This is a genomic window from Tianxiuia mixotrophica (assembly GCF_050596425.1).
Lineage (GTDB): Bacteria > Bacillota > Clostridia > Peptostreptococcales > Acidaminobacteraceae.
In genome coordinates this window covers 1,423,509-1,450,140 of the sequence record NZ_CP192292.1, presented here as the reverse complement: position 1 = coordinate 1,450,140, position 26,632 = coordinate 1,423,509, and the positions used below count along the sequence as shown (strand labels likewise).

General features: G+C 40.0%; 25 protein-coding genes. 5 read left to right on the top strand and 20 right to left on the bottom strand.

Annotation, left to right across the window (positions count from 1 at the left end):
* Positions 1-540: 540 nt before the first annotated feature.
* The 20 genes from ACQ4KW_RS06310 to pepF form a co-directional block, all read right to left on the bottom strand.
* On the bottom strand, positions 541-1,011 hold the full coding sequence (locus tag ACQ4KW_RS06310) for a tRNA (cytidine(34)-2'-O)-methyltransferase (RefSeq protein WP_430885689.1): 471 nt from the start codon (positions 1,009-1,011) through the stop codon (positions 541-543).
* A gap of 2 nt (positions 1,012-1,013) precedes the next feature.
* Positions 1,014-1,475, bottom strand: coding sequence for a chemotaxis protein CheX (locus ACQ4KW_RS06305; RefSeq protein WP_430885688.1), 462 nt, complete (start codon positions 1,473-1,475; stop codon positions 1,014-1,016).
* Between the two features lie 231 nt (positions 1,476-1,706).
* On the bottom strand, positions 1,707-2,852 hold the full coding sequence (locus tag ACQ4KW_RS06300) for a DUF362 domain-containing protein (protein ID WP_430885687.1): 1,146 nt from the start codon (positions 2,850-2,852) through the stop codon (positions 1,707-1,709).
* A 30-nt stretch (positions 2,853-2,882) separates the two neighbouring features.
* Positions 2,883-3,686, bottom strand: coding sequence for an undecaprenyl-diphosphate phosphatase (locus tag ACQ4KW_RS06295; RefSeq protein WP_430885686.1), 804 nt, complete (start codon positions 3,684-3,686; stop codon positions 2,883-2,885).
* 23 nt (positions 3,687-3,709) lie between these two features.
* A complete protein-coding gene (locus ACQ4KW_RS06290) occupies positions 3,710-4,582 on the bottom strand; it encodes a hypothetical protein (RefSeq protein ID WP_430885685.1) in 873 nt (290 codons plus the stop codon).
* An 8-nt stretch (positions 4,583-4,590) separates the two neighbouring features.
* Positions 4,591-5,664, bottom strand: a complete 1,074-nt coding sequence (gene cobD / locus ACQ4KW_RS06285) for a threonine-phosphate decarboxylase CobD (RefSeq protein WP_430885684.1) — start codon at positions 5,662-5,664, stop codon at positions 4,591-4,593.
* Positions 5,665-5,680: 16 nt separating this feature from the next.
* Complete coding sequence (gene cbiB / locus ACQ4KW_RS06280; RefSeq protein WP_430885683.1) at positions 5,681-6,625, bottom strand: adenosylcobinamide-phosphate synthase CbiB; 945 nt, start codon at positions 6,623-6,625, stop codon at positions 5,681-5,683.
* A 1-nt stretch (position 6,626) separates the two neighbouring features.
* Complete coding sequence (locus tag ACQ4KW_RS06275) at positions 6,627-8,162, bottom strand: cobyric acid synthase (protein ID WP_430885682.1); 1,536 nt, start codon at positions 8,160-8,162, stop codon at positions 6,627-6,629.
* A 3-nt stretch (positions 8,163-8,165) separates the two neighbouring features.
* Positions 8,166-9,569: a cobyrinate a,c-diamide synthase gene (locus ACQ4KW_RS06270; protein ID WP_430885681.1), complete on the bottom strand. Its 1,404-nt coding sequence runs from the start codon at positions 9,567-9,569 to the stop codon at positions 8,166-8,168.
* Positions 9,570-9,581: 12 nt separating this feature from the next.
* A complete protein-coding gene (gene cobC / locus ACQ4KW_RS06265) occupies positions 9,582-10,172 on the bottom strand; it encodes an alpha-ribazole phosphatase (RefSeq protein ID WP_430885680.1) in 591 nt (196 codons plus the stop codon).
* 9 nt (positions 10,173-10,181) lie between these two features.
* Positions 10,182-10,922 carry an adenosylcobinamide-GDP ribazoletransferase gene (cobS, locus tag ACQ4KW_RS06260; protein ID WP_430885679.1) on the bottom strand — a complete coding sequence of 247 codons (741 nt, stop codon included), beginning with the start codon at positions 10,920-10,922 and terminating at the stop codon, positions 10,182-10,184.
* A 4-nt stretch (positions 10,923-10,926) separates the two neighbouring features.
* Entirely contained in the window at positions 10,927-11,496 is a 570-nt protein-coding gene (gene cobU, locus ACQ4KW_RS06255; RefSeq protein WP_430885678.1) for a bifunctional adenosylcobinamide kinase/adenosylcobinamide-phosphate guanylyltransferase, read from the bottom strand.
* Positions 11,496-12,203: a DUF2225 domain-containing protein gene (locus ACQ4KW_RS06250; protein ID WP_430885677.1), complete on the bottom strand. Its 708-nt coding sequence runs from the start codon at positions 12,201-12,203 to the stop codon at positions 11,496-11,498. Before ACQ4KW_RS06250 ends, cobU begins: the two co-directional genes overlap by 1 nt.
* A gap of 2 nt (positions 12,204-12,205) precedes the next feature.
* Complete coding sequence (locus tag ACQ4KW_RS06245; RefSeq protein WP_430885676.1) at positions 12,206-14,293, bottom strand: cell division protein FtsA; 2,088 nt, start codon at positions 14,291-14,293, stop codon at positions 12,206-12,208.
* A gap of 93 nt (positions 14,294-14,386) precedes the next feature.
* Entirely contained in the window at positions 14,387-15,040 is a 654-nt protein-coding gene (gene nth / locus ACQ4KW_RS06240; protein ID WP_430885675.1) for an endonuclease III, read from the bottom strand.
* Positions 15,041-15,155: 115 nt separating this feature from the next.
* Complete coding sequence (locus ACQ4KW_RS06235) at positions 15,156-16,397, bottom strand: aminopeptidase P family protein (protein WP_430885674.1); 1,242 nt, start codon at positions 16,395-16,397, stop codon at positions 15,156-15,158.
* A gap of 158 nt (positions 16,398-16,555) precedes the next feature.
* On the bottom strand, positions 16,556-17,683 hold the full coding sequence (locus ACQ4KW_RS06230; RefSeq protein ID WP_430885673.1) for a glycosyl hydrolase family 18 protein: 1,128 nt from the start codon (positions 17,681-17,683) through the stop codon (positions 16,556-16,558).
* Positions 17,684-17,871: 188 nt separating this feature from the next.
* Positions 17,872-19,704 (bottom strand): HD domain-containing phosphohydrolase, encoded by a 1,833-nt coding sequence (locus ACQ4KW_RS06225; RefSeq protein WP_430885672.1) that lies wholly within the window; start codon positions 19,702-19,704, stop codon positions 17,872-17,874.
* A gap of 152 nt (positions 19,705-19,856) precedes the next feature.
* Complete coding sequence (locus ACQ4KW_RS06220) at positions 19,857-20,156, bottom strand: MTH1187 family thiamine-binding protein (protein WP_430885671.1); 300 nt, start codon at positions 20,154-20,156, stop codon at positions 19,857-19,859.
* Between the two features lie 10 nt (positions 20,157-20,166).
* Entirely contained in the window at positions 20,167-21,966 is a 1,800-nt protein-coding gene (gene pepF / locus ACQ4KW_RS06215) for an oligoendopeptidase F (RefSeq protein ID WP_430885670.1), read from the bottom strand.
* Positions 21,967-22,251: 285 nt separating this feature from the next.
* Between pepF and ACQ4KW_RS06210 the strand changes: the two genes are divergently transcribed.
* The 5 genes from ACQ4KW_RS06210 to ACQ4KW_RS06190 are packed head-to-tail and all read left to right on the top strand — an operon-like array spanning position 22,252 to position 26,631.
* Positions 22,252-23,043 carry a CotH kinase family protein gene (locus tag ACQ4KW_RS06210; RefSeq protein ID WP_430885669.1) on the top strand — a complete coding sequence of 264 codons (792 nt, stop codon included), beginning with the start codon at positions 22,252-22,254 and terminating at the stop codon, positions 23,041-23,043.
* On the top strand, positions 22,971-23,942 hold the full coding sequence (locus ACQ4KW_RS06205) for a CotH kinase family protein (RefSeq protein WP_430885668.1): 972 nt from the start codon (positions 22,971-22,973) through the stop codon (positions 23,940-23,942). Before ACQ4KW_RS06210 ends, ACQ4KW_RS06205 begins: the two co-directional genes overlap by 73 nt.
* A gap of 4 nt (positions 23,943-23,946) precedes the next feature.
* Positions 23,947-24,660 carry a polyphosphate polymerase domain-containing protein gene (locus tag ACQ4KW_RS06200; protein WP_430885667.1) on the top strand — a complete coding sequence of 238 codons (714 nt, stop codon included), beginning with the start codon at positions 23,947-23,949 and terminating at the stop codon, positions 24,658-24,660.
* Positions 24,661-24,692: 32 nt separating this feature from the next.
* Positions 24,693-25,388, top strand: coding sequence for a DUF4956 domain-containing protein (locus tag ACQ4KW_RS06195; protein WP_430885666.1), 696 nt, complete (start codon positions 24,693-24,695; stop codon positions 25,386-25,388).
* A 10-nt stretch (positions 25,389-25,398) separates the two neighbouring features.
* Positions 25,399-26,631: a GAF domain-containing protein gene (locus ACQ4KW_RS06190; protein ID WP_430885665.1), complete on the top strand. Its 1,233-nt coding sequence runs from the start codon at positions 25,399-25,401 to the stop codon at positions 26,629-26,631.
* The last annotated feature ends 1 nt before the right edge of the window (position 26,632 follow it).

The window sequence follows — 26,632 nt, the reverse complement described above, 5'->3', positions numbered from 1 at the left end:
CCTCCTGTTAACCGTTAAATGCACGATTCCCCTCAGTGCAATTTTCTCGCTGCAGGTTTCCCTTGATCAGCCCATACTATAGTACAACATTACATCCGCCGTTTTGTTAAGACTGTGTTAACTTTGTTAATATAAAGAGCGTTTTTTGTTAAATGCGTTAAATATGCGTTAATTGATTTTTTTGGAAATCCTACAAGTGTTTAAATCACATGTTTACAAGAGTTTTTTTAAACTCGAAACTTATATTTACTTTGAAAAAAGTTTTATTATACACATGCGCTTCCGGTAAACTATCAACTTTTACAAACCATTTGGCAAGAATTCTAAGAAAAGCGCTTAACACAGACCAGCTTTTGTTATGTTTATGTTAACGCACATACTTGCTTTTGAAAAGGAAGAGACCATTACTTTGTTGGAAAAGCACAAAAATGCCTTCGTGGTGACATGTACATGTCACCACAAAGGCATTCATAAATCTTTTTAATAGATTTTCATTACAACTTTTCTTTCACAATTTCCAGGGCTATCCGTAAGTGATATTTATATAAGTCCAGGAAAATCATGCTGACGCAGAACTTCATATATTATAATTGCTGCAGCATTAGATAAGTTTAATGATCTAGCACTCTCAAGATCCATGAGTGGAATCTTTATAAGTTGATCTTTAAATTTGGAATAAAAATCATTTGGGAGACCAGAACTCTCTCTTCCAAAAACAAGGTAGCATTCTTCTTCATACTTCACATCAGAATAAACTTTTTCACCCTTTGTAGAACAGAAGTATATTGACTTGTCTCCATACTTACTATAAAAGGCCTCAAAAGAGGCGTGAACTTCAATATTCACATCATCCCAGTAATCAAGTCCTGCACGACGCACTGCTTTTTCATCAATTGAAAAACCAAGTGGTTCGATTAGATGAAGATTACAACCCGCCACAGCACATGTTCGAGCAATATTGCCTGTGTTCGGTGGAATCTCTGGTTCAAATAAAACAATATTAACTGACACAATTACTCCTTAACTGATACATCGAGATTTATTTCCCCAAGTTCACATGACAACGGCACACATACTGTACGCATAGAACCTGCAGAAACCTGCATATTCTCACCCATCATTAACGTAGGTGGTGTAATATCTATGTTCACACCTGCATTGAACAATAATGTGGCTGAATTCCCCATGATCATGTTGGCTAGTTCTGATAAGGCACTTTTAGATAATTCATCAAGCTCCTCGACCGGCATCCCCATCATCGTTGTGGATGCAACCTTTTTCGCAAGCTCAGCATTCATTGTTATAGACGCTTGACCGCGAATTTCACCAGTTATACCGACCATAATCATTAGTGAATCTGCAGTGAAAGGGCTTGCTTTAATGTAAGGCTTACCTGTTTTTATTTCTGTGTTGAGCATTGTCTTAAAAACTTCAGTTGTTGCCTTTATAAATGGATTAATATATTCAACCTTCATTTGATTCCCTCCTGATTCAGACTCACTCTATTATAGCATATTCTTTTTTTGTATACCCAGTGATCTGCAATTTTTCACAAAGTCTTTACGCAAAAGGCTAATATTTTTCATGCTTCCATGCTATGTCATACAATTAATTGCTCAATGGACCTAAGTTAATTCACAAATCGTTATATTTTTTTATAGTCTACTTTACTTGTAAGGTTTTCGTCTGATAGGTCATTGGAATGACTAATACTTAAACAATATCCTATTTAGAATAGGCTTATGAATATCAACAGCCTTAGCAGGGCAAAGTTCCTGACAGCAGTAACAACGAATACAGATTTCTAAATCCACCTGCGGTTTACCATTTTCCATGACTATAGCTTTTGGGGGACAACATCGGGCACATTCTCCACAGCCTATACAGGTCGTCTCACTAAAAACAGGCCTTGGCTTGAGCAAAAAGTCTGCTGCTTGCTTGATTGGCTTTGGTGCCCTTCTTAAAAATTCCGGATTACCGATTTTAGGTATATTAAAGTCTTTTATATAAAAGTCCTCTATTGGATCTCCTATCAGGTCCAGCTTTGTATGATGATCAGGAACAAGCCCACGCTCTATGGACCGTTCAACCGTTGGTACACTTTGCCCCTCCATACCGACAATATATGTTGCAGCAAGGTCTAGCGCATATGGACTTGCTGATGTAAGAATGACACCTACGTGTCGAGGGTCACCTGCCGAAGGACCAGCCCCTTCCATACCAACAATCCCATCCATGAATGACAAGACTGGATTTGCATTGTAACATACATCTACCAGCATATCCGAAAATTCTTCCACGCCTGGCATCTTAAAATGATACTCTGCTTTTATGAGTCCTGGTATTGTGCCAAACATATTCTTAACAGCACCTGTGAAGCGCATCATCCCGTGGGTTTTCAGCTTTGAAACGGAAATAACCTTGTCCACTTCATGCATAACCCGGATTACGCTTAATCGTTTTAATATCTTACACCCTTCATTAACAACTTCAACAGCTTCAGTGTCCATATTCAGCTTAACTGGCAACCTGTTTTTTATATCCTCATAACCACAGGCATTATAAATACCTCTAAGGGCATTCACAGTGAAAGGCCCTCCAGGGCTGTCACCAATAATCACCTCACAACCATGGTCGATGAAAATACTGGCCAAGGCTTCAACAAAAGCTGGATGTGTTGTCGTTGCTTCTTCGGGTCTTTTTTTCATAAGCAGATTTACTTTTAATAAAACCCGTTCTCCCGACTGGACATAAGTATTTAGGCCCCCAAGGGCATTTATGGACTTTTCCAATTCTGCTTTAATAAGTTGCACATCATATTGACCGCAGGCCTTAATAACAACTTTATCCATTTATAATGCTCCTTTCAAGGAAGGCCCTACTTAAAACATTAAGGCTCTCACAAGTACTACAATGCCCAGAATAATTCTATAATACGCAAACACTTTGAAATCATGTTTTTTAATGTAGTTCATAAACATGGCAATAACAACATAAGCAACAATAAAGGATACAAATGTTCCCACGCCAAGAACCACCCACTCAAAACTCGTAAATCCAAAACCAGCTTTTAGGAGTTTAACAAGGCTTGCTCCCAGTATTGTTGGTATAGCTAGAAAGAAAGAAAACTCAGCAGCGACCGACCTGTTAAACCCTAAGAACAAAGCACCTATTATCGTTGAAGCAGAACGGGACATGCCTGGCACAAGAGCCATACACTGTGCACAACCAACAATAAAGGCTTGCTTGTATGTAATATCTGATTCATGCTCAACCTTAATATCCTTCATTCTGCTCTCTGCGAACATAATTAGAAAAGCACCCAATATTAGGGCTATTGCAACAGGAACCGGACTGAAAAGATACTGCTCTATGACTTCATCAAGACCTAGAACAACACCCAGAAAGCCAGCTGGAATGATTCCAACAACCACTTTGCTCCATAAACTCACATAGTCTTTCATATTCTCTTTAGATTCGAATTTCGGAAAAACCTTATCTCGAAAATATATTAGCACTGCCACAATGGCACCGCTTTGAATAACAATTGCAAATAGATTTGCAAATTCTCCTTCAAAGCTTAAATAGTCATTTGCGAGTATTAAATGTCCCGTAGAAGATACCGGGAGAAATTCTGTTAACCCTTCTATTATACCCAATATAATAGCCTTAATGATCATTTCCATTCGTATAGCCTCCATAATAACAATCAGAATATCTCTATTCTTGGACCGCCCTTTATTATTTTATGTATATATCTCTTTTTATATGGGGTCAAATACCCCTTTTCCATAGCCGATTCTATAAATCCGCTAATATCTTTTCCAGATTCATAGACCACACCCAGAACGGTTCCGCTATGGGCCGCATTGATGCCAACGAGATCGAATCCATGCGCTAGATCAATGAGTTCTTTTAGAAAGGGTTTGTACAAGACGATCTGATTTTCAAAAGCACTGACCTCCATAGCCATACCTAACTTTTTCAAATCACCAGACTCGCTGGCCTCTCTTAATAGGTCGAGAGCCTTTGAAGCTCTTGGCTTGTCAGACTTCTTAAAAGCCCCTTCTTGTCTAAGGCGCTCCGTATCCACGGTGTCATCCATTTCAAGAACCAAAACGCCTAAATTTTCAATGGTTTGAAGTGACTCCACGGCGCATCCATTCAAGTGATCAAATAAGACCCAGTCAGAAAACATAATGTTATCTGTGGGTTCAATATCTGCAGCTATTTTCCCCAACCACTGGGCACTTGGTCTACACCCTGCATAAATAGAAACAGCAGATAGGACACCGACTATATCAGCAGTTGATGAGGCCATGCCCTTGCCAACGGGAATGTCAGAACTTATATCCACTGAAAAACCATTGGGATCCAGTTCAAAATAATCGCATGCCCTTTTAAAGGCAACCACAGCCTTGGCGTTCACATGGTCCATGCATAATTTGTAGTGTTTTGTTTCAGTCAGGGTCACCGTGGAGAAACAGTCTATGGCATAAGAAACGAGCATTTCATTTTTTCCATAAAAACCCTGTATCAGTTCACCACAACTCCCTGGAACTTTTACCACAACTTTTTTCATTCGACCACCTACTCACAAATCTGTTTAAGCGCCATAATAAGCTTTTCATTTGATGCCTTATCTTTGATGGCCACTCGGAAGTAATTTTCACCCATGCCATCATAGTTATGGCAAGTCCGAATCATAATCCCTCTTTCAAGAAGTGATTTGGCCATATCGGCGCCTCCTTCATACTTAAAAAACAAGTAGTTGGCATAGCTGTCATTGACTTTAAGTCCAGGTATAGAGTCTAGCGCCTTTTTCAGACTAGAATTTTCTTCACGAAACCATGCCCCGGTCTGACTATTATATGCCTCATCAAAGACAACGCTTTGGCTGAAGCGATCAGCCAGATGATTGAGTTTCCAAGGTTGGGCTTTACTTAACAATTTTTCTAGGATGTTAACATCTTTTGTTATTAAATATCCACACCTTAGTCCAGGTACAGCATAGTACTTGGTTAGAGACCTTGACACAATAAGCCCCTTATATTTTTCTGTGAGTCCAATGCATGTTTCCTGACCCAAACGTTCAGCAAATTCCATAAATGCTTCATCGACAAGTAAGTATGCTCCAATACTTTGACAATGTTTAAGGATTTTCTCAATATCCTCAGGCCCAATTATATCTCCTGTCGGGTTATTGGGATTGCAAATAACACCAAGGTCAATATCTGTTTTCATATCATTAATAAATCTATCAACATTAAAGGTGTACGCCTCATCTTCCAGCCTATAAGATGGCACATATTCAGCACCAGATTTTTCCACAGCCTTTTCATACTCCACAAAACTCGGAACACTGACTAGAACTTTCTTTGGTTGAACAGCCTCAACAGCAGCAAAAAGACTGTCTATGGCCCCATTGCCGGGCACAACACTTGCGTAGTCAAGGTCATGCAGTCTCCCAATGGCTTTTCTAAAATCAATATAATCCGGATCTGGATAATTCACCAGTCCTTCAATGCTTTCTTCAATGGCTTTTTTGCCAGAAGCCGGTATCCCCAATGGGTTGATATTGGCACTAAAATCAATAATGTCTTTAATATCCATACCAGTCTCACGGCTCACCTTGTATACATTACCACCGTGTTCTTTCTTCATTTTACTCATCCCAACTTTATCGAATGACATAGGCACATGCTGTTGCCAGCACAATTCCCATAAAACTTGTCATATACATTAGTTTGCTTGATCGTACTATATGGACGACATCTGGTTTTTCCAGAGGATCTCCCATTGTGGGCTTCATCGACATTTGACCAAAATACCAGGCTTTTCCTCCAAGCTCAATGCGCAGTGCCCCGGCTGCCGGGGCTTCTGACAAAGGACTGTTTGGACTGCTGTGGTTCCTTTTGTCACGCTTTAAAATACGGTAGGCATTCTTATAATCCAGTTGCAAGACGAAGGCCGCCCCTATAACCAGGACCGCTGTGATTCGTGCTGGCACATAGTTTGCAAGATCATCAAATTTTGCCGAAGCCCAGCCCAAGTTCATGTACTTTTCATTCTTATATCCCACCATAGAGTCTAGGGTGTTCACAGCCTTAAAGGCAAATCCCAATGGGGCTCCGCCAATGGCCATATAAAACATTGGAGAGATGATGCCATCTACTATGTTTTCCGTCATGGTTTCAACGGCTGCCTTAATAATATCTTCCCTATCCATCATGTCCGTGTCTCGACTAACGAGCATGGCAATCGCTTGACGGGCCTTTTTCAGGTCATTCTTTTCCAGTTCCAGTCTCACTTTTTTTGTTTCAACATCCAAACATCTGGTTGCCAAAATTTGATAAACCATCAAGGCCTCCAGAAGAAATGCCAACCAAGGGGATAGGACCGCTGCCCCTTTTAAAATGTAATAGGGTACAGAAAAGGAAAGTCCAACCACAAGACCTAAAAGAATCACACCCCCAACCTTGAGGGCATGGTCTTTCTTGGCCACTTGCCGAATCACAGACTCTGTCCATTCAATGAGTTTGCCAATCAGCCTGATAGGATGCGGCATCCAGTAAGGATCACCAAAAACAATATCAGCCATATAGCCTAACCAAAATGCCAGCATTTTACCACTCCTGAATAATCTTATAAATTTGATCCATATCAAGATTTTCTCTCATGATATCAGCCAGTTTATTGTATTCTTTCTCTTTAAAATCATCGAAACTATTTATGTCACTTTCAAGCGCTTCCAGTCCCTTTGATTCACGAATGGCATTGAGATATGTTCTACAGAATTTCACATCATCGAAGACACCATGAATGTAAGTCCCCATAACATTGCCTTCAGCATTAACGGCTCCATCCCAAACATCAACAGACTCACCCAAACGACTTTGAATGTGCACAAACGGTTTAACATCAGGATCACGCTCAGATTGACCCATGTGAATTTCATACCCCTTAACGTCCATACCCTTCACTGAACCAAACTCGCCTTCTAGGTCATGGTTAATCACAGCATCCACTTGAGTTGTGGTCTTTTCAACCGCAAACTCCGTATCAATACCAAGTAGTCCTAGACCGTTTGTTTCTGCCACAGAACTTTCTGTATGCTTTGGATCTCTCAGAGTTCTACCAAGTATTTGATAGCCTCCACAAATGCCAACAATACGTTTGCCTTTTCTTGCTAGTCTCAAGATTTGTTCATCCAAACCTGAATTTCTTAAGTATATTAAGTCTTCAATGGTATTTTTAGAGCCTGGAATAATAAGCACATCAGGATCACCAATGGCTTCTCCACGCATAACGTACCGGACATTGACATCTGCTTGTGTTTCAAACACATTGAAATCTGTAAAATTGGAAACATGCGGGAGATAAAGCACTTCAATTTGAACCTGGGCATCATAATTTTGCTTATGATTGAATCTTTCTGCCAAGGAATCCTCGTCTTCCACACGAATATCTGAATACGGTACAACACCGAGTACAGGAATATTCGTTAAGTCCTCCAGCATTTTCAGACCTGGTTTTAAAATCTCCACATCACCTCTAAACTTATTGATGATGACCCCTTTAACACGTTTTCTTTCCTCTTCTGTCAACAGCATAATCGTGCCGTATAAGGATGCAAAGACACCGCCTCTGTCTATATCACCGACAAGGAGAACAGGAGAATCTGCAATTTCAGCCATTCCCATGTTTACAACGTCGTTTTCTCTAAGGTTGATCTCGGCAGGACTACCAGCACCTTCTATAACAACAAGCCCATGTTGGTCAAGCAGCTGTGAGTATACACTGTGAATCATTTCCTTTAAGGCTGGTTTGTAGTCATGATACTCCGTTGCAGACATATTGTTATGCACTTTACCATTTAGAATCACTTGTGCTTTCTTATCCGTAGAAGGCTTCAGTAAGATGGGATTCATTAAAACAGTCGGCTTAATGCCCGCTGCCTCAGCCTGAACAACCTGTGCACGGCCCATTTCGCCCCCTTCTTCAGTGATGAAGGAATTCAGTGCCATATTTTGTGATTTAAAGGGTGCAGGACTATGTCCATCTTGTAAAAAAACACGACAAAGACCCGCTGTGATTATACTCTTACCAACTGATGACCCTGTTCCTTGAATCATAATAGATTTATTTTTTAAAGGCTTCATACCCTACACGTCCTTTCCAGTTCCAGCATTTATATAATTGCTGCATTTTACGACAAAGTTTTTAGCTAGATTGATATTCGAATAAAAATGTACATGAGCATAGGCTCCAAGACAGTTCTTATACAAATGTCCACACGACCACTGAACATGTTTTTCACCCGGTCTTGCCTTGGTCACATGATATGCAAAGTTTCCCTTGTCCCCATGCTCTACAATGGACCTGTGAAACTCGTGAGCCTTGAACGTCTCTTCATGCTCGCTTGAAATCGGCGAATCAGATGCCACCTCAACCTCGACATATCCGAAGCGTTGGAGTCTTTTGGTCATTTTAGATTTAAACGGAAATATACCCACCATGTCATACTCTATTGACTCAAGATTTTCTATAGAATCACATAAATACATGAGACCGCCACACTCAGCGTAGATTGGCATTCCTGCATCCGCCGCTTTTCTTATAGCGCTTTTCATAGATAGATTTTCAGAAATATCCTTGGCGAACACTTCTGGGAATCCACCGCCCAAAATAATGCCACCGATATCTTCTGGTAAGTCTTTATCAGTTATTGGACTAAATGGAACAAGTTGTCCTCCTAATTCTTCAATCAAATCAAGGCTGTCTTCATAGTAGAAATTAAAAGCCCTGTCTCTAGCGATTGCAATTCTAACTGGCTTGTCAACGCGGGGAATAACTGGTGTACTTTTACCTTCTACTAAACTTGCACCTCTTGCAATTTCAATAATTTTATCTAGATCAACCGTTTCAGTGACCATGGAAGCCACTTCATTTAGTTTTGAATCAAGTTCATCCACTTCTCCTGATGGCACAAGACCGAGGTGTCTGCTTTTTAAAGAGATGGCACTGTTTTTATTTAAATATCCTACGCAAGGAATACCAGTATCTCTTTCTATGGCTTGTCTAAGTAAATTATAATGCTTTTCACCATGCATATTGTTGAGAATAACACCTGCGATATTCACATTTTCGTCGTACATTTTATAGCCTGTAACAATGGCTGCAGCACTGGCTGACATACCACTCCCATCAACAAGGAGTATAACCGGCGCACTAAGGACCTTTGACAAATGCGCTGTGCTCCCCATGTCTTTCTGTGTGCCGAGTCCATCGTATAGACCCATCACGCCTTCAATCACAGAAATATCAGCGTCTTTTGCATTTTTTACAAACAAGTTCTTCGTCGTCTCTTCTCCAAGCATCCATACATCTAAGTTTCTTGATGCACGACTAACCACAAAAGAATGAAACGCAGGATCAATATAATCTGGACCACTTTTAAATGGTTGGACCTTAAGTCCCCGGTTGTATAAAGCTCTTAGAACACCTGTTGTGAGCGTTGTTTTCCCTGCTCCGCTATGGGTTCCCGAAATCACAATCCGCGGCTGCATTCAATCACCTCTTTACATATTTAAAGCACTGAGTATTGGAAAATCACCATCATATTCCAATAGGACAATGCCACCATTTTCAACTTTGAATTTCCAAAACCCATCCACTGAACCTATTATTTCCTTGCATAAAATTCCCTTTATAACCCCTGAATGGGCTACGATCAAAACCGTTTCATCTTCCAGGGTTTGTTCTCTTATATTCTTAAAGGCATCGGCAATTCTGTCATAGAACATCTTTAGGGATTCTCCCTCAAGACAAGCCACATTTGTATAGTCTTCGACCCACTTCTTTGATAGGTCGGGATAGTCTTCAAGAATTTGCTTGTAAGTCAGACCTTCCCATTTTCCAAAGTTCATTTCTCGAATGTCCTGACTGTAGTGAATAGGCAAATTGTGATGCTTCATAATGGCTTTCGCGGTGTCTCTTGCTCTTGATAAATCACTGCAATACACCTTGTTTATGCTTTCATTCATGAGTTTGCGTCCAGCATTATCAGCCTGTAACTTACCTTTTTCATTTAGAGGCACATCCGTATAGCCACCAAACCGGCCACTTGTATTCCACTGTGTTTCTCCATGTCTAACCAATATAAAACGCACTGCAATCACCTACTTTATTAGCTGTATGACAATGATCCAAATGGGCAACTGAAAAAGTTCTGATAATTCGATCATAGCTCCTAATGTATCACCTGTCATACCATCAATTATCCGCTTAACATGCTTTACATAAAAGTGTACAAATAGGGCTGATCCCCCAAGAACAATATAACCCGGTGGATAAGCCGCCAGGGGCACTGCAACAACAATAAGGGCTGAAAGAACCTGTCCTTTTGAAACATTGCCTATGAAAAACTGACCCATGCCTTCGTCTCTGGCATACACAGACAGCCATGACCCAAGGGCGATTCCAAATCTTGATATAGATGGCATAAATAAAACCACAAGCGTCCTATCCGCAACTGACAGATTTGTTAAAAAGGCGATTTTCATAGTGATCAGAACAATAAGGGCAAGGGCCCCATTTGATCCGATGCGACTGTCTTTCATAATTTCTAAAATTCTATCTTTGCCTCTATTGGAGTATAGTCCATCAAAAGCATCTGCCAGGCCATCAAGATGTAGACCACCTGACAAAAACACTTCAAGAAAAACCACCAGTGCAGACAGTGTGAGGGCATTAAAATACGGGGCACACATAGTGTGAATCCCCGCCAGTATACCCCCTATCAGAAGTCCAACCAAGGGCAACCATTTGACCCCCTTGGCGAAATCGGAATTCGATGCAGGCACTTGAATGCTGATCGGTATTCTTGTAAAAAATTGTATCATGAGTATGAGTTGGTTCATATCCCTACCCCTTTATTTTCATCGGGATGCCAGAAACGACAAAAAAGACTTCCTGTGCTCGAGATGCCACCAACTCATTGGCTTTTCCGGCAATATCTCTAAAAACACGTGCAAGTCTGTTTTCAGGCACAATCCCTAGTCCCACTTCATTGGTAACCACTATAAGGTCGTGTCCCTTTTCTAAAACAATATCGACCAATTTATTCACTTGATTCAAGATGTCGTCTTCAATACCATCAATACGGTCTCTTGAAACCTGATCCCAGTCAATGGATGAATCCGATAGCATTATATTGGTGACCAGAACGGTAAGACAATCTAATAAGAAAACATCAAATGCCTGTGAACTGTCCTTGGCGAATATTTCATCAATATGGTCTTGTTTCTCAAATGTCGTCCATGCATCTGGCCGCCTTAACTGGTGTTTTTTTATTCTGTCGACCATACCTTCATCAAGGGCCGCAGCCGTTGCAATATATCCGACCTTTTCTCCACAGTCAAAACACATCTTTTCTGCAAACGAGCTCTTGCCACTTCTCGCCCCGCCTGTCACCAGGGTGACTTTCCCCTTCATTATGCTTCTCCTTTGCTTGCCTCTGCATTTTTCTGTTTTCTATACTCATCAGAAGCGACCATTCTTTGGTCCTGTGCCATTTGCTTAATTTGTTTTCTATCTTCAATGTCAGGGTGGCGTATGGCCATATCATAAAATGAGGTGGCCTTCCTAAACTCGCCCAACCTACGATTCAACTCCCCTAAGACATAGTAAACAATATATTCTTCTTCGCCAGCCTCTTCAAAATCCTCTTTTGTGAAGGCTTGTTCATAATAGTTTGCTGCATGCTTAATAAACTGCATTTCAACATCTTCATTTTCAAGCATTCGATTAAACCAGGCAAGACGAAGACAAGCCTTTGCAATGGCAAATTTGCTGGCTTCCATAACATTGAAATTAAGAAGGGCAATTTTATGGACCTCTATGGCATCGGTCAGTGTTCTAACGCCACCATAGTCCTTTCCACTCCAGTTGGACATCACCTTTTTTCGAACCTGTGCCACTTGAGCCACTGAAATGTCTTGATATGTGCTCTCAAAAGAGGCATATCCACATTTTGGACAAACATACACACCATAAAATGTCGGATTTTCATCCTTGTAATAAGCGCAAAAATCCGAATCACGCTTTACGACCTTCACATGTGATGTCTTCACTTTTTTTGTCTTAAACTTCATGTCACATACAGGACATTTTACTTCTTTGTCATATAGCGCTTCAGACATTATTACCTCCAACCGATTTCAATCACATCACCCGTTTTTAGAATATCAGTATACCTTGCCCTAGAACCATTAAGTTTCAAGTCAAGTATACCTTTAGGTGTGCTTATATCGAAATCTATATGTTCGAATATATCCACAAAGATCATGGACTTTTTCTTTGTCTCAATTTGTACGGGACTGCCATTGATCATAAGATGATACATTTTCGAAAGTTCTTCTTCCCCTTGATCCTGGCCACGACTTTCCTCTTCCTGAATCACCTGCTCGGCATGGGCACTTTCTCTTATAACATCAATTTCTTCAACAACATCGTCCACAGTTAAAATATCTGGGTCTTCTTTTTCTAGTTTAACCCACTGAACTGTGTCATTTCTTCTAATTTCTCGATCTGGCTCTGCCATCTGTCCATTGACCTTAAAACCAATATGATCAAGAGAAAGGTCAAGATGACTTGCAAGGTCGTTTATATTTTGAATGTCGAGAACTTCGACAGTGTCTTCTGGTTTTAAAATGTAATTTTCATTTTTAAGTTCTCCGTTGACCCGAACACCGCGTGTCAGGCCAATGTCATGCCCATTCACTTGAATCTTTCCGTGAATGTCCACAAGTTCATCCAGTCGCATTTCACGTATGCGTCCAGGTATAGCTGGTTCAATGTGAATGGCGTCTTTGTTTCTCAACTTGGTATCTAGGCTTGCTGGGCCCCCATTAATAAAAATACGTGCCGGCTCACCGTAGTCTCCCAGTATGGTTCTCTGCTCCTGATTATAGGTGATCTGAAAGGCGTCACCACGTTCTGCTAAAAGCTTTCTAGCATTAAAACCGACTAGGATAAGCGCATCTGAGACAGTCAACTGCTTCGAATTAAAAAGTCGAATCGGTTTTTCATTCACTGTGACCTGTAAAAAATCGTGTTCTCGATCATTAAAGGCTGTGAACCCAATCCCCATGGGTGTTATATATTCAGGCCCATTTAACGGATCTGGTTTAAACTCAATATTTTCTAACATTTCAGTGCCTTTTATTACCACTCTTTCTTTTGGCAACTCAAGACAAGCCGCTAGTTTTTCTGTAAATCCTGGCACTTGGCAACCTCCACCAATACAGAATATAGCACTTGGTGGTTTTTCATTGACTTCATGAATCCTATCAGAAATATTCTTTGTGATTTTATCAAGAGTCGAATCAAGTCTTTTTAATATGTCATTTCTATGCATGGTATATGGTATACCCACAATGTCACTGAAGGTTAATTCTTCTTCACGCATAAGTCTAAGCTTTAAATCTTCTGCAGCATCAAAGTCGAGCAGGAACTCCCTTGCAATAACCTCTGTAATTTCATCGCCAGCCATGTCCACCATACCATATGAAACAATGGAGCCGTCCTTTGTGATGGCAATATCCGATGTGCCTGCCCCAACATCCACAAGGGCCAAGTTTAGCAATCTGAGTTTTTGAGGAATGGCAATATTAATGGCTGCAATCGGCTCCAGAGTCAGACTAATTACTTCCAAATGAGCGCGTGACATAACTGTATACAAGCTGTCCACAACAATATGGGGTAAGAAGGTCGCTATCATTTCTGCCGATAAGACTGACCCCCTATGCCCTTTAGGATTGATAATCATACCACCATCAAGATAGTAATTAACCACAGAATATCCGACACAGTAATACCTAGTTTCAGCAAGAGGATCTGTTTCCCCAAGCTTGTGCTGAGCCAGTTGAATCCCTTCCATTTCAACACTATCCATAAGTGATTTCTCGATTTCCTGCGTGTAATCAAGATTTCTCTCCACACGAATAGACTGTGTCTTGAGAGCACGTCCTGCTGCCGCAATGGCGACCTTCTTCAGCTCAATACCACTGCGGTCTTCAAGGGCCGCCTTTACTTTTTCAACAACTCGGGTCACCTTGTCTATGTCATGTATTTGTCCATCTAGCATAGCACGATCAGGGTGCTCCATAATTTCATAGTCATGAACGATATAAGATTCATCGACTTTCTCTGCGATTGTTCCGACCACATTTCGTGTTCCGATATCCAGAGAAAAAATTAAGTTTTGCTGATTCAGTGGCATTGAATTCATACGGTCCACCATTTTACCTTTCCTAGTTACTTGCCTACTCGCTTCTATCTATTTGACATTTATCCATTTGACTGAAAAAAGTGGGTATCAGAGTTACTTCGTATTATATTTATGGTAAAGACACACACTGTTTACAGGGCAAGTCTCACAACTTGGTTTTCTTGCTTTGCACTGTCTTCGACCATGAAATATAAGTGTGTGATGGGTTTTAGACCACTTCTCTTTAGGAAGTCTCTTCATCAAGTGTTTTTCTGTTTCAAGGACATTTTCACTGTGGGCCAGTCCCAACCTATTAGAGACCCTAAAAACATGGGTGTCAACAGCTATCGCCGGTTGGTCAAAGGCATTGCTGACAACAACATTGGCTGTTTTTCGTCCAACGCCAGGGAGTTTGACCAGTTCATCCCTGTCACTTGGAACTTCTGAATTATACTCATTCACAAGTCTTTCGCATGTCGCTTTAATATTGCTAGATTTAGACTTGTACAAGCCACAAGTTCGAATATAGTCCTGTAAAGTCTCTAGGGGCATCTCCACAATATCTTGGGGCGTCGATGCCACTTTAAAAAGTTCCGCTGTGACTATATTAACGCGAACATCCGTACACTGGGCCGATAGTATGGTTGCAATAAGTAGTTCAAAAGGTGTTGTAAAATCAAGTTCTGCCTTGGCGTCCGGATAAAGTTTTTCCAGTTCCTCTATTACAAATTCTATTTCTTCAGGTTTTAAATATTTTCTTCTTGCCATAAAATCACTTCCATTATGATTCCCGCCGCATAACCTATGCAGCGGGAAATTTATGTACCATTTTCATTATAGCCCAAGTTGACCATGTGAACCAAAACAATTCCTGTTTAACTGATTAATTTGACATGAATGTTTCTATTTCTTCCACGGTCTTTGGAATACCAAGAGAAAGGTTCTCGAACCCGTCTTCGGTAACCAGTATATCGTCTTCAATGCGGATACCAATATTTTCTTCGGCAATGTATAGGCCAGGTTCCACTGTAACAACCATGCCTGGTTCTAGCGTCGTTTCACGGTTGCCAATATCATGGGTATCAAGTCCAAGATAGTGCCCCACCCCGTGGTAGTAGTACTTGGCTAGGTCTTCATCTTTTTCAAATAAGCCTATGGCCTTGCACTGTGTAAGAAGGACTTCCTTACAAATCTCATTAAGTTTTGCATATGGTAGACCTGGTTTAATGGCTTCAATAACCGCTTCTTGCGCTTTAAGAACTATATTATAAAGCACCTTTTGTCTATCTGTATACTTGCCATCAACAGGTATCGTCCGGCTTATATCTGCACTATAATTGTCATGAAGGGCACCAAAATCAAGAAGGAGCAGGTCTCCTGACTGCATTGTGGCATCGTTCTCAACATAGTGAAGAACCACTGCATTGCCGCCAGATGCTGCAATTGTAGGAAATCCAAGACCTTTGGAGCCTGAACATCTTACCTTGTACTCGAAAAGGGCTGACATTTCATATTCTTTAAGGCCAGGTTCAATGGCTTTTAGAATGGCTTCAAATCCCGCCTTAGTATGACCATTGGCTTTTTTCAGTGCTTGCACCTCTTCTGCCTTTTTCACAACACGAAGTTCAGCCATAATCTTTTGGACTGTTTTGATTTGTACGAAAGCGTATTTATCTCTTACTTGGTCCGCAAAGATCATAGGATATGTTTTTGGTGTTTTAAAGCCTTGTCTTTCAATGTCAAGATATAGTCTTTCAAAATCACCATCCATGAGAAGGCGGTTAAACTGGTTTTCAAACTCGTCTGCAAATGCAATTGTTTCTATACCGCTAATGTCTTTCGCTTCATTCTTACGCATTTTTATACCAATCCACTTTTCTATGTCTGGATTGGGTCTTTCTATAAACAAGGTTGTTTTTGTCTTACCTTTTTTCTTTACAAACTGAAGGACGAAATTTTCTCGTTCCAAGCCTGTTAAATAATAAAAATTCTTATTGGGTGTATAAGGGTATTGACCGTCACCCGAGTAATATGGGGCCTGGCCAGAAAAAAACACCGCCACACTGTCATCTTGAAGTTTCTCCACAAAAGCTTCTCGATTTCCTTTGAAAAATTCTGTATTCATTATCTTTGCCTCCCAACAAACCATTTGTAAACATTATAGCAAATGGATGGTGCTCGCCCAAGCTTTCATGAAGATTAATTCACAGCCTTGCAAAATTACAAACTTATGCCACCATATCCCTTACGGATCATCTGTTAGAACTGATACATTTAAACTGTTTAATTGATCAGTTGAAGGGCCTTTGGAATATTCAAATTATATCTGCTGATTTCAGGTAAATTGCCCATTCTCCAAATAGAGAAATTGTTAATGCCCAAGTCTTGAGCGGCCTCAATTTTGGCCTTCAAACTACTTTCATCCTCATACCAAATAGAGTTCCAAGTGCCGTCAGCACTGTCGAAGTAGTGCAAGTAGGGTGATCCATCCTCAAATCTTTTAAAACCTTGGGCGTCTTCCCTTTCGAGAATAGCCATTCTCTGTACCAGAGATTCATAGGTTGGTCTGTATGGATAGCGTTCTCCACCCGGACCGGCAATAACACCAGATTTCACTTTCCACTGAGCCGTTGCCAAGTTAAGCTGAAGCATAACACTGCTCCGCTTTTCTTCACTTATCAAGTCTAGTTCGTTTTTCAAGTCATCCATGACCTTGTCCATGGGTGCCAAAGGGGTTACCACAGGCTTTGATTCATTCACCGGAAGACTATAATACTTAGGTTCATAATCATGGAACATAAATATATAACCATCTGTGTGCTTGTCTAAAATATTGTACTGTGTGCCTCGACCTGGTTGCAGCGCTACATAGACTTCTTTATCATCCCTCTTTAAAGCACTGTTCACGAACCAAACAAAGGCAGAAAAGTTTGTTTGGTCATCACTATGAAGATTTTCCAAATCTATGACAACACCATCAAAAGAGAGGCCTTCCACTTTGCTTCCACTTACTAAATTTTGAATATCTTTTGTCAAGGCTTCAATTGACCCCAGTAAATTGTCATATGACCCACTATAGAATATATTTAAATAGACTTTTACATTATTATCTCGAGCTTCTTTTAGAACAGCCTCATAGCCATTTGGAATACGGAAGTCTCCACTATTGTATTCAAGCTTCAACACACCCTCTTCATCAGGCTGCAGGCTGGCCCAGCCAAAGGTAATACTTTTAACACGATCAGAAACACCTCGGTTCATAAAGCTGGTAAATTGACTGTTTGAATTAAATGCATAGTAGAGATTAAACTGATTGTCCTGGCTATTATCTTCAAGGGCAAATGAAACCAGTGACGACGTGGCCAGTGCTAGACATAAAAGCCCCACAATAGATTTTTTTATAAAGCGCATAGATATCTCCTTTTCAATACTAATTTTTCTATATTGTTTTTTTCTATATTGTTTTTTATATTGGTTTGTTAAAGCTGTACACTTATCATTATACATCTAATTTGCCTTTGACATCGTTACAGGATAATTAAAATCGACCGCTCTGCCAAGGCGAAGAGCGGTCGATTATGGTATTGATCCGTTTGGCTTTAAATTTCTTTATATGCATGATAAACCATTTCAATTCTATGCTGTGCACTGAAAAAAGCGTCCACAACCTCGGGGTCGAAGTGACTGCCCGATGATTCTTTAATAATTTGATAACTTTTATCCAAAGGAAAGGCTTCTTTATAAGGCCTCCTTGATGTTAAGGCATCAAAGACATCAGCCAAAGCGCATATTCGTGCTTCAATAGGGATCTCAAGCGCTTTTTTTCCACCAGGATACCCTGATCCATCATACTTTTCCTGGTGTCCTAGGGCAATTTGAGCTGCCATCGAGAAATAATTCACATTAAATCTTTTAAAATCTCTATCAATATGTTCAAGAACCTCATAGCCTTTAGCAGCATGTGTTTTCATAATTTCATACTCATCATCCGTTAACTTACCTGGTTTCAATAATATGCTATCCGGAATAGACGCCTTCCCTATATCATGCATAGGAGCACATATTAATATGTTTTCTACAAAGGCTTTATTTATATGTTCCTTATAAACCCCCGCTTCATAAAGTCTTGAAGCAATAATTTGCGAATAAAGGGACATTCGCTTTAAATGATTGCCTGTTTCTGGATCACGTGCTTCTGTCATCTCGGAGAGTCCATTGGTCACAATGGTTAATAGGTTCTTTAAAAAGAAACCCTTGTAAAAGGCAAAGGCAATTTTCTCCTTTAGTAATTTTGTAAAACTTATATGGCTCTCTTCTATATCATCTTCTGAATCAAACTCCAAATAAAGGGTCCCGAAATTATTCTTTTCAACTTTAATAGGCAAGGCAATTCGACTGGCCACACGTGTCACATCGTCATATTTCTTTATAAGATGGTCATCGTGCTCGTACTCCGTCACATCCCCACCACTGATAATTCGTTCTATATGTGTCCCATGCAAGGTTTCATATTCTAGTCTAATTTGAATAAATGGTATAAAAGCTCCAAATTCACTAAACATATACAACAATATATCATCCAACTGATTCTCAAATATAATTTTGTCTTCCAGTTTGAAAATAGTTTCCAAGTTATTTAGAAAAAAATTAAAGTTATCATATAAATCTTTAAACTCATCCGCCCGTGTCCTTTGGAACCTTTCTGTTAAATCACCTTTACTCATTTTCTTGAATATGGCTCGAATTTCTACTATAGGATTATAAAAATTAGCTGTGATCAAATAGATCAAAAGTACAAGTGCACCCATAGAAAAGACAATCGAACCATACTGAAACTTCTTGCTCAATGCCATTTTTCGCTCAGCTTCTTCCCGACAAATTCGAGCGACAAAGCCTGCATTATCAAGAATCTTGTCATTGAGAACTTTTAGTTCTTCAAGCTTCATTTTATACTGGCTTCTATCCTCTAACTGCTGTGGATCTGTAAGATGATCCTTATAAATTTGCATCTCATTCCATATTTCAAGGGTTATGTCTACAGCCTTATCAAACTCGACCCTAAAATCGTCTGAAAAGTCTAGTTCTATCACATTACCAGGCGTGTACTCAAATTCATAGTTTTTAAAACCAATGAGTATATTTTTGACACGGTTGTAGTAAGTGTCAACAAATTCTTTTTTTTCATTGACAATGTCCTTGTAGTCACTGACATTGTTCAGGCCCATTTCCCCAATGCTTGTCAGTGTAAAAGTGACCCGCTCAGTCAGTATCTCCTGCTCTCCCAGAACATCTGTTAATATCAGATGTTGACGCTGGGTTTCTATGGCCACATAACTTGTAACCACAACAGATGTAAGGGTTATAAACATAAGTATAAACACCAAATACAACTTTGTAGAAAGTCTTCTCAATTTTACTGTTATCCAGTTCATATTATCCCCCCAAGAGTTAAAGTCATACCTCTTATACCCGCTTTATAATCCAATATGCCCTGCTATTTGAGCCTTTTTACCTTGGATTTATTTAGGGCAATAAAAATCCCAGTCACAAACTATCTTTTCATGACTGGGATCAAATATGTTAGTTACAACTTTTCCATGACGGCTTTGATTTTCTGTTCCATAGTCCCCTCTTTGTCCCGTCTGTCATCAATTTTTATTGATGTGGACACCCGCTGGGCTCCGTTTTCAAAGGGCACCTCATGCATTTGACGAACAGCCTCTAAGATTACATCAAGGTCACCCTCAATACAAGTGCTCATCGGCGTCAACTCGTATTTAAGTTCCTTGTAATTGTCAAGCACCTTATGGCAGGCTGCCACATATCGGCTGACACTCGGTGTTTCTGTCCCAATCGGCACGATAATTAGCTGAACAATTGCCATTTTCGACCTCCTATTCTTCTAAAAGAGCAGACATTTCATCGACAAGTTCTGAAAACTTCTTAAGGGCATCTCTTACAGGTTGTCCAGAACGCATATCGGCTCCCGCTTTTTCCATAATATCCAGCGGATACTCCGAACGGCCTGCTCCAAGAAAGTTTAGATATCTATCCACAGCCGGCTGACCCTCTTTTAGTATTTGTTCAGACAGAGATACAGCCGCTGAAAAACCAGTGGCATACTGGAAAACATAGAAATTGTAATAGAAGTGAGGAATTCTTGCCCACTCCAAGTCAATTTCCTTGTCAATAATCATTGCTGGTCCATAATATTTTTCATTTAACTTTCGATAATGGGATGATAAGACTTCCGCAGTCAGAGCCTGTCCACTTTCAACCATAGAGTGGATGTCTCTTTCAAACTCTGCAAACATAGTCTGTCTAAAAACTGTGCCTCTAAAGGATTCAAGGTAGTGGTTAAGCAAGTAGAGCTTTTCTGTCTCATCTTCTAATGTTTCAAGCAAATGATTTGTCAAGAGGGCTTCATTAGTTGTAGATGCCACTTCTGCTAGGAAAATGCTGTAGTTTCCATAGACATATGGCTGGTTTTTTCTTGTCATATAGCTATGCATAGAGTGCCCCATTTCATGGGCAAGGGTGAACATATTATCAAGGGTGTCGTGATAATTTAGAAGTATAAAAGGTTTAGAATCGTATGTGCCAAACGAATAAGCACCACTTCTCTTTCCAACATTCTCATATACATCAATCCAACCCTCTTCATAAGCTTTTTCCACCACAGAACAGTAGGTCTGTCCCAGAGGCGCTAAGGCTTTTAAAACGGTTTCTGTCGCCTTTTCATAAGGCACCTTCATATCCACGTTCTTAACAATCGGCGTGTAAACATCATACATATGAAGGGCATCCACACCAAGGGCTTTCTTCCTTAGTTCCATGTATTTGTGCATGGCTGGCAAGTACTCATTCACAGCATCCACCAGGCTGTCGTACACTGCAACATCCACGTTGTTCTTATGAAGTGATGCATGTCTGGCCGACCTATGTTTTCTTGCCTTTGAATAAAATATATTCTTTTTGACTTCAGATTGTACCATCATGGCCAGTGCGTTTTTATGGTCTTCATAAACACTGTAGTAGGCCTTAAAGGCATCTTGTCTCAGTCTCCTGTCTCTCGATTCTAGGGTTGGAATAAAGTTTCCATGGGACAATTGAAGATCCTTGCCTTCACTGTCCTTAACAACTGGAAATTTTAAATCCGCTGAGTTGAGCATACCAAAAATATTAGATGGCGCCGAAGCGAGCTCTCCTGCACTTGCAAGAAGTTCTTCTTCTTCCGCACTCAAAACATGGGGCTTGCTCCGCATGATATTGTCAAGATACTGCTTGTATAATGACAATGCCTCTGAAGACTCAACCATGCTCCAAATAAGATCCGCATCAGCTGCCAATATTTCCGGAACAATAAAGGAACTTGCACTGGATGCTTCCGTTCCAAGGCTCTCAGCGCGCGAAGTCATAGCTTGGTAAGTTGCATTCTTTGTATTTTCATCCTGCTTCATTCTTGCAAAAGTGAATATGTTGGTTAAGACTCGGTCTAGTTTCAAATCAGTTTCTAAGGCCTTCAACAAACTATCTTTGCTTTTTGTTACCGTCCCCTTTAAGGCGCTGATCTCCTGTATAAGAGCTTGTGCTCTTTTAAAATCAGCTTCCCAAAGGTCACTCGTTTCATACATTGATTCAATATCCCATTTATACTGCTCTGGGATTTCGGCTCTTTCTCTAAGTTTTGCCATAATATTCCCTCTTCCTACATTGTCAAATAATTCTTAACTTTATCAACAACCTAAATTATAACATTTTTATTAGCTTTACGAAAGATCCGCAAACAGCATAATACCAATGTTGCATCACCTTGCAAATTTTGTCGAAAAAAGTCGATAGTTTTAGTGGGAAATCTTACAATATTGAGATATTATGCTTTTAGATGGGTACTTAAGTATAATAAACCACTCTAATTATATGGAGGACTCTATTTCCCATCGTTCAATAAATCAACATTCGGTAAGACAGGTGATGCTATGAAATCTCTTTTTAAATCATTCATTATATTGATACTCTTGTCCCTCATCCTCACAGGGTGCGAATCTGGAGAAAACATACTAGGTGTTGGCGAGGAACTCGTTGAAGCGCCAGATATACAAGAAGACCTCAGTATATACGAAAACGACGATCCCCTTCAGGTCCATGTGGTTTACTTAACGGTCTTCCAAACACCGCCCGGCTCCCTGCAAAGGTTCACTTTTAGAGATATTAATAACGATGAAGACTACCTTGATTTAAATGATCCAGAGTTGCCCGTCTTATTTCAAGAGGGTGACTTAAAAGGTCCTAGAGTTGGGGACTACGGCTATGGACTTACAGATGCCAACGCCACAATAGAAATCAGAGGGCGGTCAACAAGACTGGCCGATCAAAAGTCTTACCGAGTCAACCTCAACAACAGACTGGGACGGTGGCTGGGCTTTGATAAGATAAACCTTAATAAACACCCATACGATATCACCCGCTTTAGAAACAAACTGGCCTTTGACATTATGAAAGAAATTGATCATCTTCCAAGTCTAAGAACGAAATTTATGCACGTCTTTATTAAAGATCTCAGTCAAGGTGACTTAGACGCAGAATTTGTTGATTATGGTCTTTTTACCCACGTTGAGTCCATCGACGATGACTACCTTGAAAGCCATGGCCTAGATGAAGATGGTCAAGTGTATAAGGCTGAAAACTTTTTTTCCAAATGGATGAAGACATTCGTGCTGTCACCGATGAGAAATACAATGAAGACGATTTCGAAAAGATTTTGGGTATAGAAAACGGCGGTGACCACATTGAACTTATTGACATGCTAAAGGATGTCAACAGCTACTTTGTAAACATCGATACGGTTATGACTGAGCATTTTCAAATAGACAACTACCTGACTTGGTTGGCAGTGAATATACTCCTAGATAACAGGGATACAAACACTCAAAATTTCATGCTCTATCGACCGAAAAATCTAGAGCATTTTTATTTTCTTCCTTGGGACTATGATGGGGCCTTTGATTACTATAATCAAGTCAAAGATTTTGAGTCCAACTACATTCCACCATGGCGCCTTGGCCTTGCCAACTACTGGAGCACCAACTTGCACAGCCGATACTTTAGAGAAGTGGACAATATTGAAAAACTCAACCGTCGTGTTGATGAACTTTACTATCAGCTTTCAGAAATGGATTTACCAAGTATGATTGACCAGTACGAGTCAGTTGTTTTTCCTTATATATCTAGAGAACCAGATGTCAATCATTTAAGAGCTAGTTTAGAACAGCACGTTGAAGAAGCTGAGCGTCTCAAAACCATACTTGATGAAAACTTAAAGCGCTATTACGACAGTCTAGAAAAGCCAATGCCTATTTTTTTAGGTGACGCCACATCCCTTGGTGAATACAGTCTGTTTAGCTGGGACCGTTCGTTTGATATTCAAGGCGATGCCCTAAAATATCATTTTGAACTCAGCACAACATCAACATTCGATACCGTTTTTTACGAAGAAGTTCTCAATTTCAATGAAATTTCAGTCCGTTCATTAAAACCTGGTGTGTACTACTGGCGCGTTACTGTCATTGATGCCAAGGGACATAAGCAAGTTGCCATGGATGAAATCGTTGATGATACAGGCGCAGTGCGGTATGGTATCAAGAAATTTGTCATAAAAGAAAACAGGTGATTGCATGGGAGAACGTTCCGGCCGTTTTGAACTCAAGTACTTAATTGGAAAAAAAGACTACTACTTACTAAAACAATTGCTCCCCAGAGTCCTCAAAATCGACCCCAATAATTCCGGTGGGGAGTTCTATACTGTTAGTAGCATATACTTTGATGATCCCTTCGATACATCCTTCTACGAAAAGGTGGATGGGGTATTCGAACGCAAAAAGTTTCGAATTCGGTATTATGATCACTCTGATGCTTTTATTAAACTTGAGAAAAAGGAAAAAATAGGCGGCATAACTTATAAAACAGACATGCGTATTGATAAATCAATTGTAATGACCGCTCTGAGAGATCCACTTTACCTCAATATAAATGCCTATGACCATTCTCTTTACAAGGATTTTGTCATTGACTGTAAGTCACGACGTTTAACCCCCAAGGTGGTTGTCCAGTATAAAAGAGAAGCTTATCTCCTCAACTATGAAGGCATTCGAATCTGTTTTGATGCACACATAAAGTCCAGTTTGCCATCAGAAGATTTGTTTACAAAAAAACCGGCATCAAATCCTATTATGACTGAGCCGCTTTATGTTTTCGAGGTAAAGTATAAAAGGTTTTTACCAAACTATATTAGGGAGCTGATTCAAGTTATAGACACGACACAAACGGCATTCTCCAAATATAGCCTTTCAAGATTGCAGCTTGATAGAAGTTTTAAGTTTACTCGTTAACACATAAAGACACCACAAGGAAGGAGCACACAATGAACCGGTTTACACTTATGAACCAATTCACATTCACAGACCTGCTTAGAAACAGTTTGAGTAAGTCGGATTTTTTCGGTTCAATATCCTTTGTTGACATCCTTATAGCCCTGCTATTTGCTTTTGGTGTCAGCATGTTTATTTTTTATATTTACAGAAAAACATACAATGGGCCTCTTTATTCTCATAATTATAATGTGTCCCTTGTTTTAATGACGCAAATCACCGCCCTTGTAATCATGACAATCAGTTCGAATTTAGTCTTATCACTGGGTATGGTTGGTGCCCTTTCCATTGTACGCTTTCGTACTGCTGTTAAAGACCCTCTCGATGTCGTCTTTATGTTTTGGGCCATTGCAGTTGGTATTTCCTGTGGCGCCAGTCTTTTTATGATTTCCATAATAGGATCCTTGTTTATCGGCCTGGTCATCACCCTTTTTGCCCGGTATAGGATCACCAATGATGTGTATATGTTGATCATTCACTACTCTGAGGATGCAAAAGAAGATGTCTTTAAGATTATAAGTTCCCTCGATTATAGGATCAAATCAAAAACAGCTTCTGCAGGCTCCATAGAGTTGACCCTTGAAATCACGCTGATGGGGGCAGACACCAAATTTATCGATGGCCTTTCAAAGGTTTATGGCGTTCAAGATGCAACACTGATTACATACAGCGGCGGTCTAAGCGAATAGGAGGTTTTTTATGAGCCGAAAAAAAATGATTTATGGCCTCCTTGAAGTGACTTTACTATGTATGACAGTCATAGTTTTTTACTATTTTTTCGCAGTCACACCAGATGCCTTTCTCATTGCCAGTCCACACCCTTTTATTATAATTTCTGCAATGATTGGTATTCGTTATGGCAACTATATGGGCATTCTAGGTGCCATTGTATGCACAGTTTTTTATGGTATGGTCTACCAAGATCAGTTTGGAGAACTTCTACCTCTGCTTGGTGACATAAGATACTACAAGTATATTCTTTCAATTTTTTGGGCCGCTGTAATACTAGGGATTTTCAAAGACAATTATGAAGTTGTGACCCAGCGCCTAAACAATAGAATTATCCTTCTTGAAACCAGTCTTGAAAAACTGGGTCGAAAATACGAGGAATCATTGGCCGTTAACAAGGACCTTAAAAAACAGATTATTGGCGCAGAACACAGCATTCTTTCCTTGTATGAAATAGCATCCAACTTGGATTCTCTTGATCCTGAATCTGTTTATACTGAAACCATGGGCATATTAAAGAAATTTGTCAATGCCACAACGGTATCCATTTATACTGTTGATCGAAAAAATTCTGACCTTCTGCGTTTAAAGCTTAGAATGGGAAAAGTTGTTGGAAAAGATATACGAACCATTGATACCATACATTCGGTCGGATTTAAAAGAGTCGTTAGCAACCTTGAAATTCTCAAATGGAACGACACAGATGAGGCCGAATTCCCTTTAATGTCAGCACCCATTAAACACGATGGTTCTGTTATAGCTGTTATTAACATTGAAGATATGGATTTCGACGTTCTCTCAGAGTACGCTTTTAATCTTTTTAAGGTTATTGTAGAGTGGGTTAGTCGCTCGATTGGTCAAGCCATTTATGTTGAATCACAACTGCGTGAAGATAAATACTTAGAAGAAACCAACTTCCTAAAATACAAGGAATTCCAAACTCGACTCATCCAAGAAGAAAGACGAGAATCTGAATTTGGACTTGAGTTTCTCTATTTGAAATACGAGCTCACCGACGCCAACTTTGAAGACATCCACTTAAACCTATCTGGTTTTATGCGGTCAGTGGATGTGTTCAGCTATGAAGAAGCATCTAATACGATTCATATTCTTCTACCAGCAACCCCACCTACAGCATTCAACATAATCAATGAAAGGATCTTAAAAAACCTTGAGTATAAGGTTGCCCCGGTCAACACATAAA

Coding starts and splice junctions, on each gene's coding strand:
- ACQ4KW_RS06270 (WP_430885681.1), bottom strand. CDS start 9,569: ATGCAGCCGCGGATTGTGATTTCGGGAACCCATAGCGGAGCAGGGAAA.
- ACQ4KW_RS06275 (WP_430885682.1), bottom strand. CDS start 8,162: ATGAAGCCTTTAAAAAATAAATCTATTATGATTCAAGGAACAGGGTCA.
- ACQ4KW_RS06250 (WP_430885677.1), bottom strand. CDS start 12,203: ATGTCTGAAGCGCTATATGACAAAGAAGTAAAATGTCCTGTATGTGAC.
- cobU (WP_430885678.1), bottom strand. CDS start 11,496: ATGAAGGGGAAAGTCACCCTGGTGACAGGCGGGGCGAGAAGTGGCAAG.
- ACQ4KW_RS06220 (WP_430885671.1), bottom strand. CDS start 20,156: ATGGCAATTGTTCAGCTAATTATCGTGCCGATTGGGACAGAAACACCG.
- pepF (WP_430885670.1), bottom strand. CDS start 21,966: ATGGCAAAACTTAGAGAAAGAGCCGAAATCCCAGAGCAGTATAAATGG.
- ACQ4KW_RS06200 (WP_430885667.1), top strand. CDS start 23,947: ATGGGAGAACGTTCCGGCCGTTTTGAACTCAAGTACTTAATTGGAAAA.
- cobS (WP_430885679.1), bottom strand. CDS start 10,922: ATGAACCAACTCATACTCATGATACAATTTTTTACAAGAATACCGATC.
- nth (WP_430885675.1), bottom strand. CDS start 15,040: ATGGCAAGAAGAAAATATTTAAAACCTGAAGAAATAGAATTTGTAATA.
- ACQ4KW_RS06205 (WP_430885668.1), top strand. CDS start 22,971: ATGGATGAAGACATTCGTGCTGTCACCGATGAGAAATACAATGAAGAC.
- cobD (WP_430885684.1), bottom strand. CDS start 5,664: ATGAAGAAAGAACACGGTGGTAATGTATACAAGGTGAGCCGTGAGACT.
- ACQ4KW_RS06305 (WP_430885688.1), bottom strand. CDS start 1,475: ATGAAGGTTGAATATATTAATCCATTTATAAAGGCAACAACTGAAGTT.
- ACQ4KW_RS06290 (WP_430885685.1), bottom strand. CDS start 4,582: ATGAAAAAAGTTGTGGTAAAAGTTCCAGGGAGTTGTGGTGAACTGATA.
- ACQ4KW_RS06190 (WP_430885665.1), top strand. CDS start 25,399: ATGAGCCGAAAAAAAATGATTTATGGCCTCCTTGAAGTGACTTTACTA.
- ACQ4KW_RS06295 (WP_430885686.1), bottom strand. CDS start 3,686: ATGGAAATGATCATTAAGGCTATTATATTGGGTATAATAGAAGGGTTA.
- ACQ4KW_RS06300 (WP_430885687.1), bottom strand. CDS start 2,852: ATGGATAAAGTTGTTATTAAGGCCTGCGGTCAATATGATGTGCAACTT.
- ACQ4KW_RS06245 (WP_430885676.1), bottom strand. CDS start 14,293: ATGAATTCAATGCCACTGAATCAGCAAAACTTAATTTTTTCTCTGGAT.
- ACQ4KW_RS06230 (WP_430885673.1), bottom strand. CDS start 17,683: ATGCGCTTTATAAAAAAATCTATTGTGGGGCTTTTATGTCTAGCACTG.
- ACQ4KW_RS06210 (WP_430885669.1), top strand. CDS start 22,252: ATGAAATCTCTTTTTAAATCATTCATTATATTGATACTCTTGTCCCTC.
- ACQ4KW_RS06225 (WP_430885672.1), bottom strand. CDS start 19,704: ATGAACTGGATAACAGTAAAATTGAGAAGACTTTCTACAAAGTTGTAT.
- cbiB (WP_430885683.1), bottom strand. CDS start 6,625: ATGCTGGCATTTTGGTTAGGCTATATGGCTGATATTGTTTTTGGTGAT.
- ACQ4KW_RS06235 (WP_430885674.1), bottom strand. CDS start 16,397: ATGAATACAGAATTTTTCAAAGGAAATCGAGAAGCTTTTGTGGAGAAA.
- ACQ4KW_RS06195 (WP_430885666.1), top strand. CDS start 24,693: ATGAACCGGTTTACACTTATGAACCAATTCACATTCACAGACCTGCTT.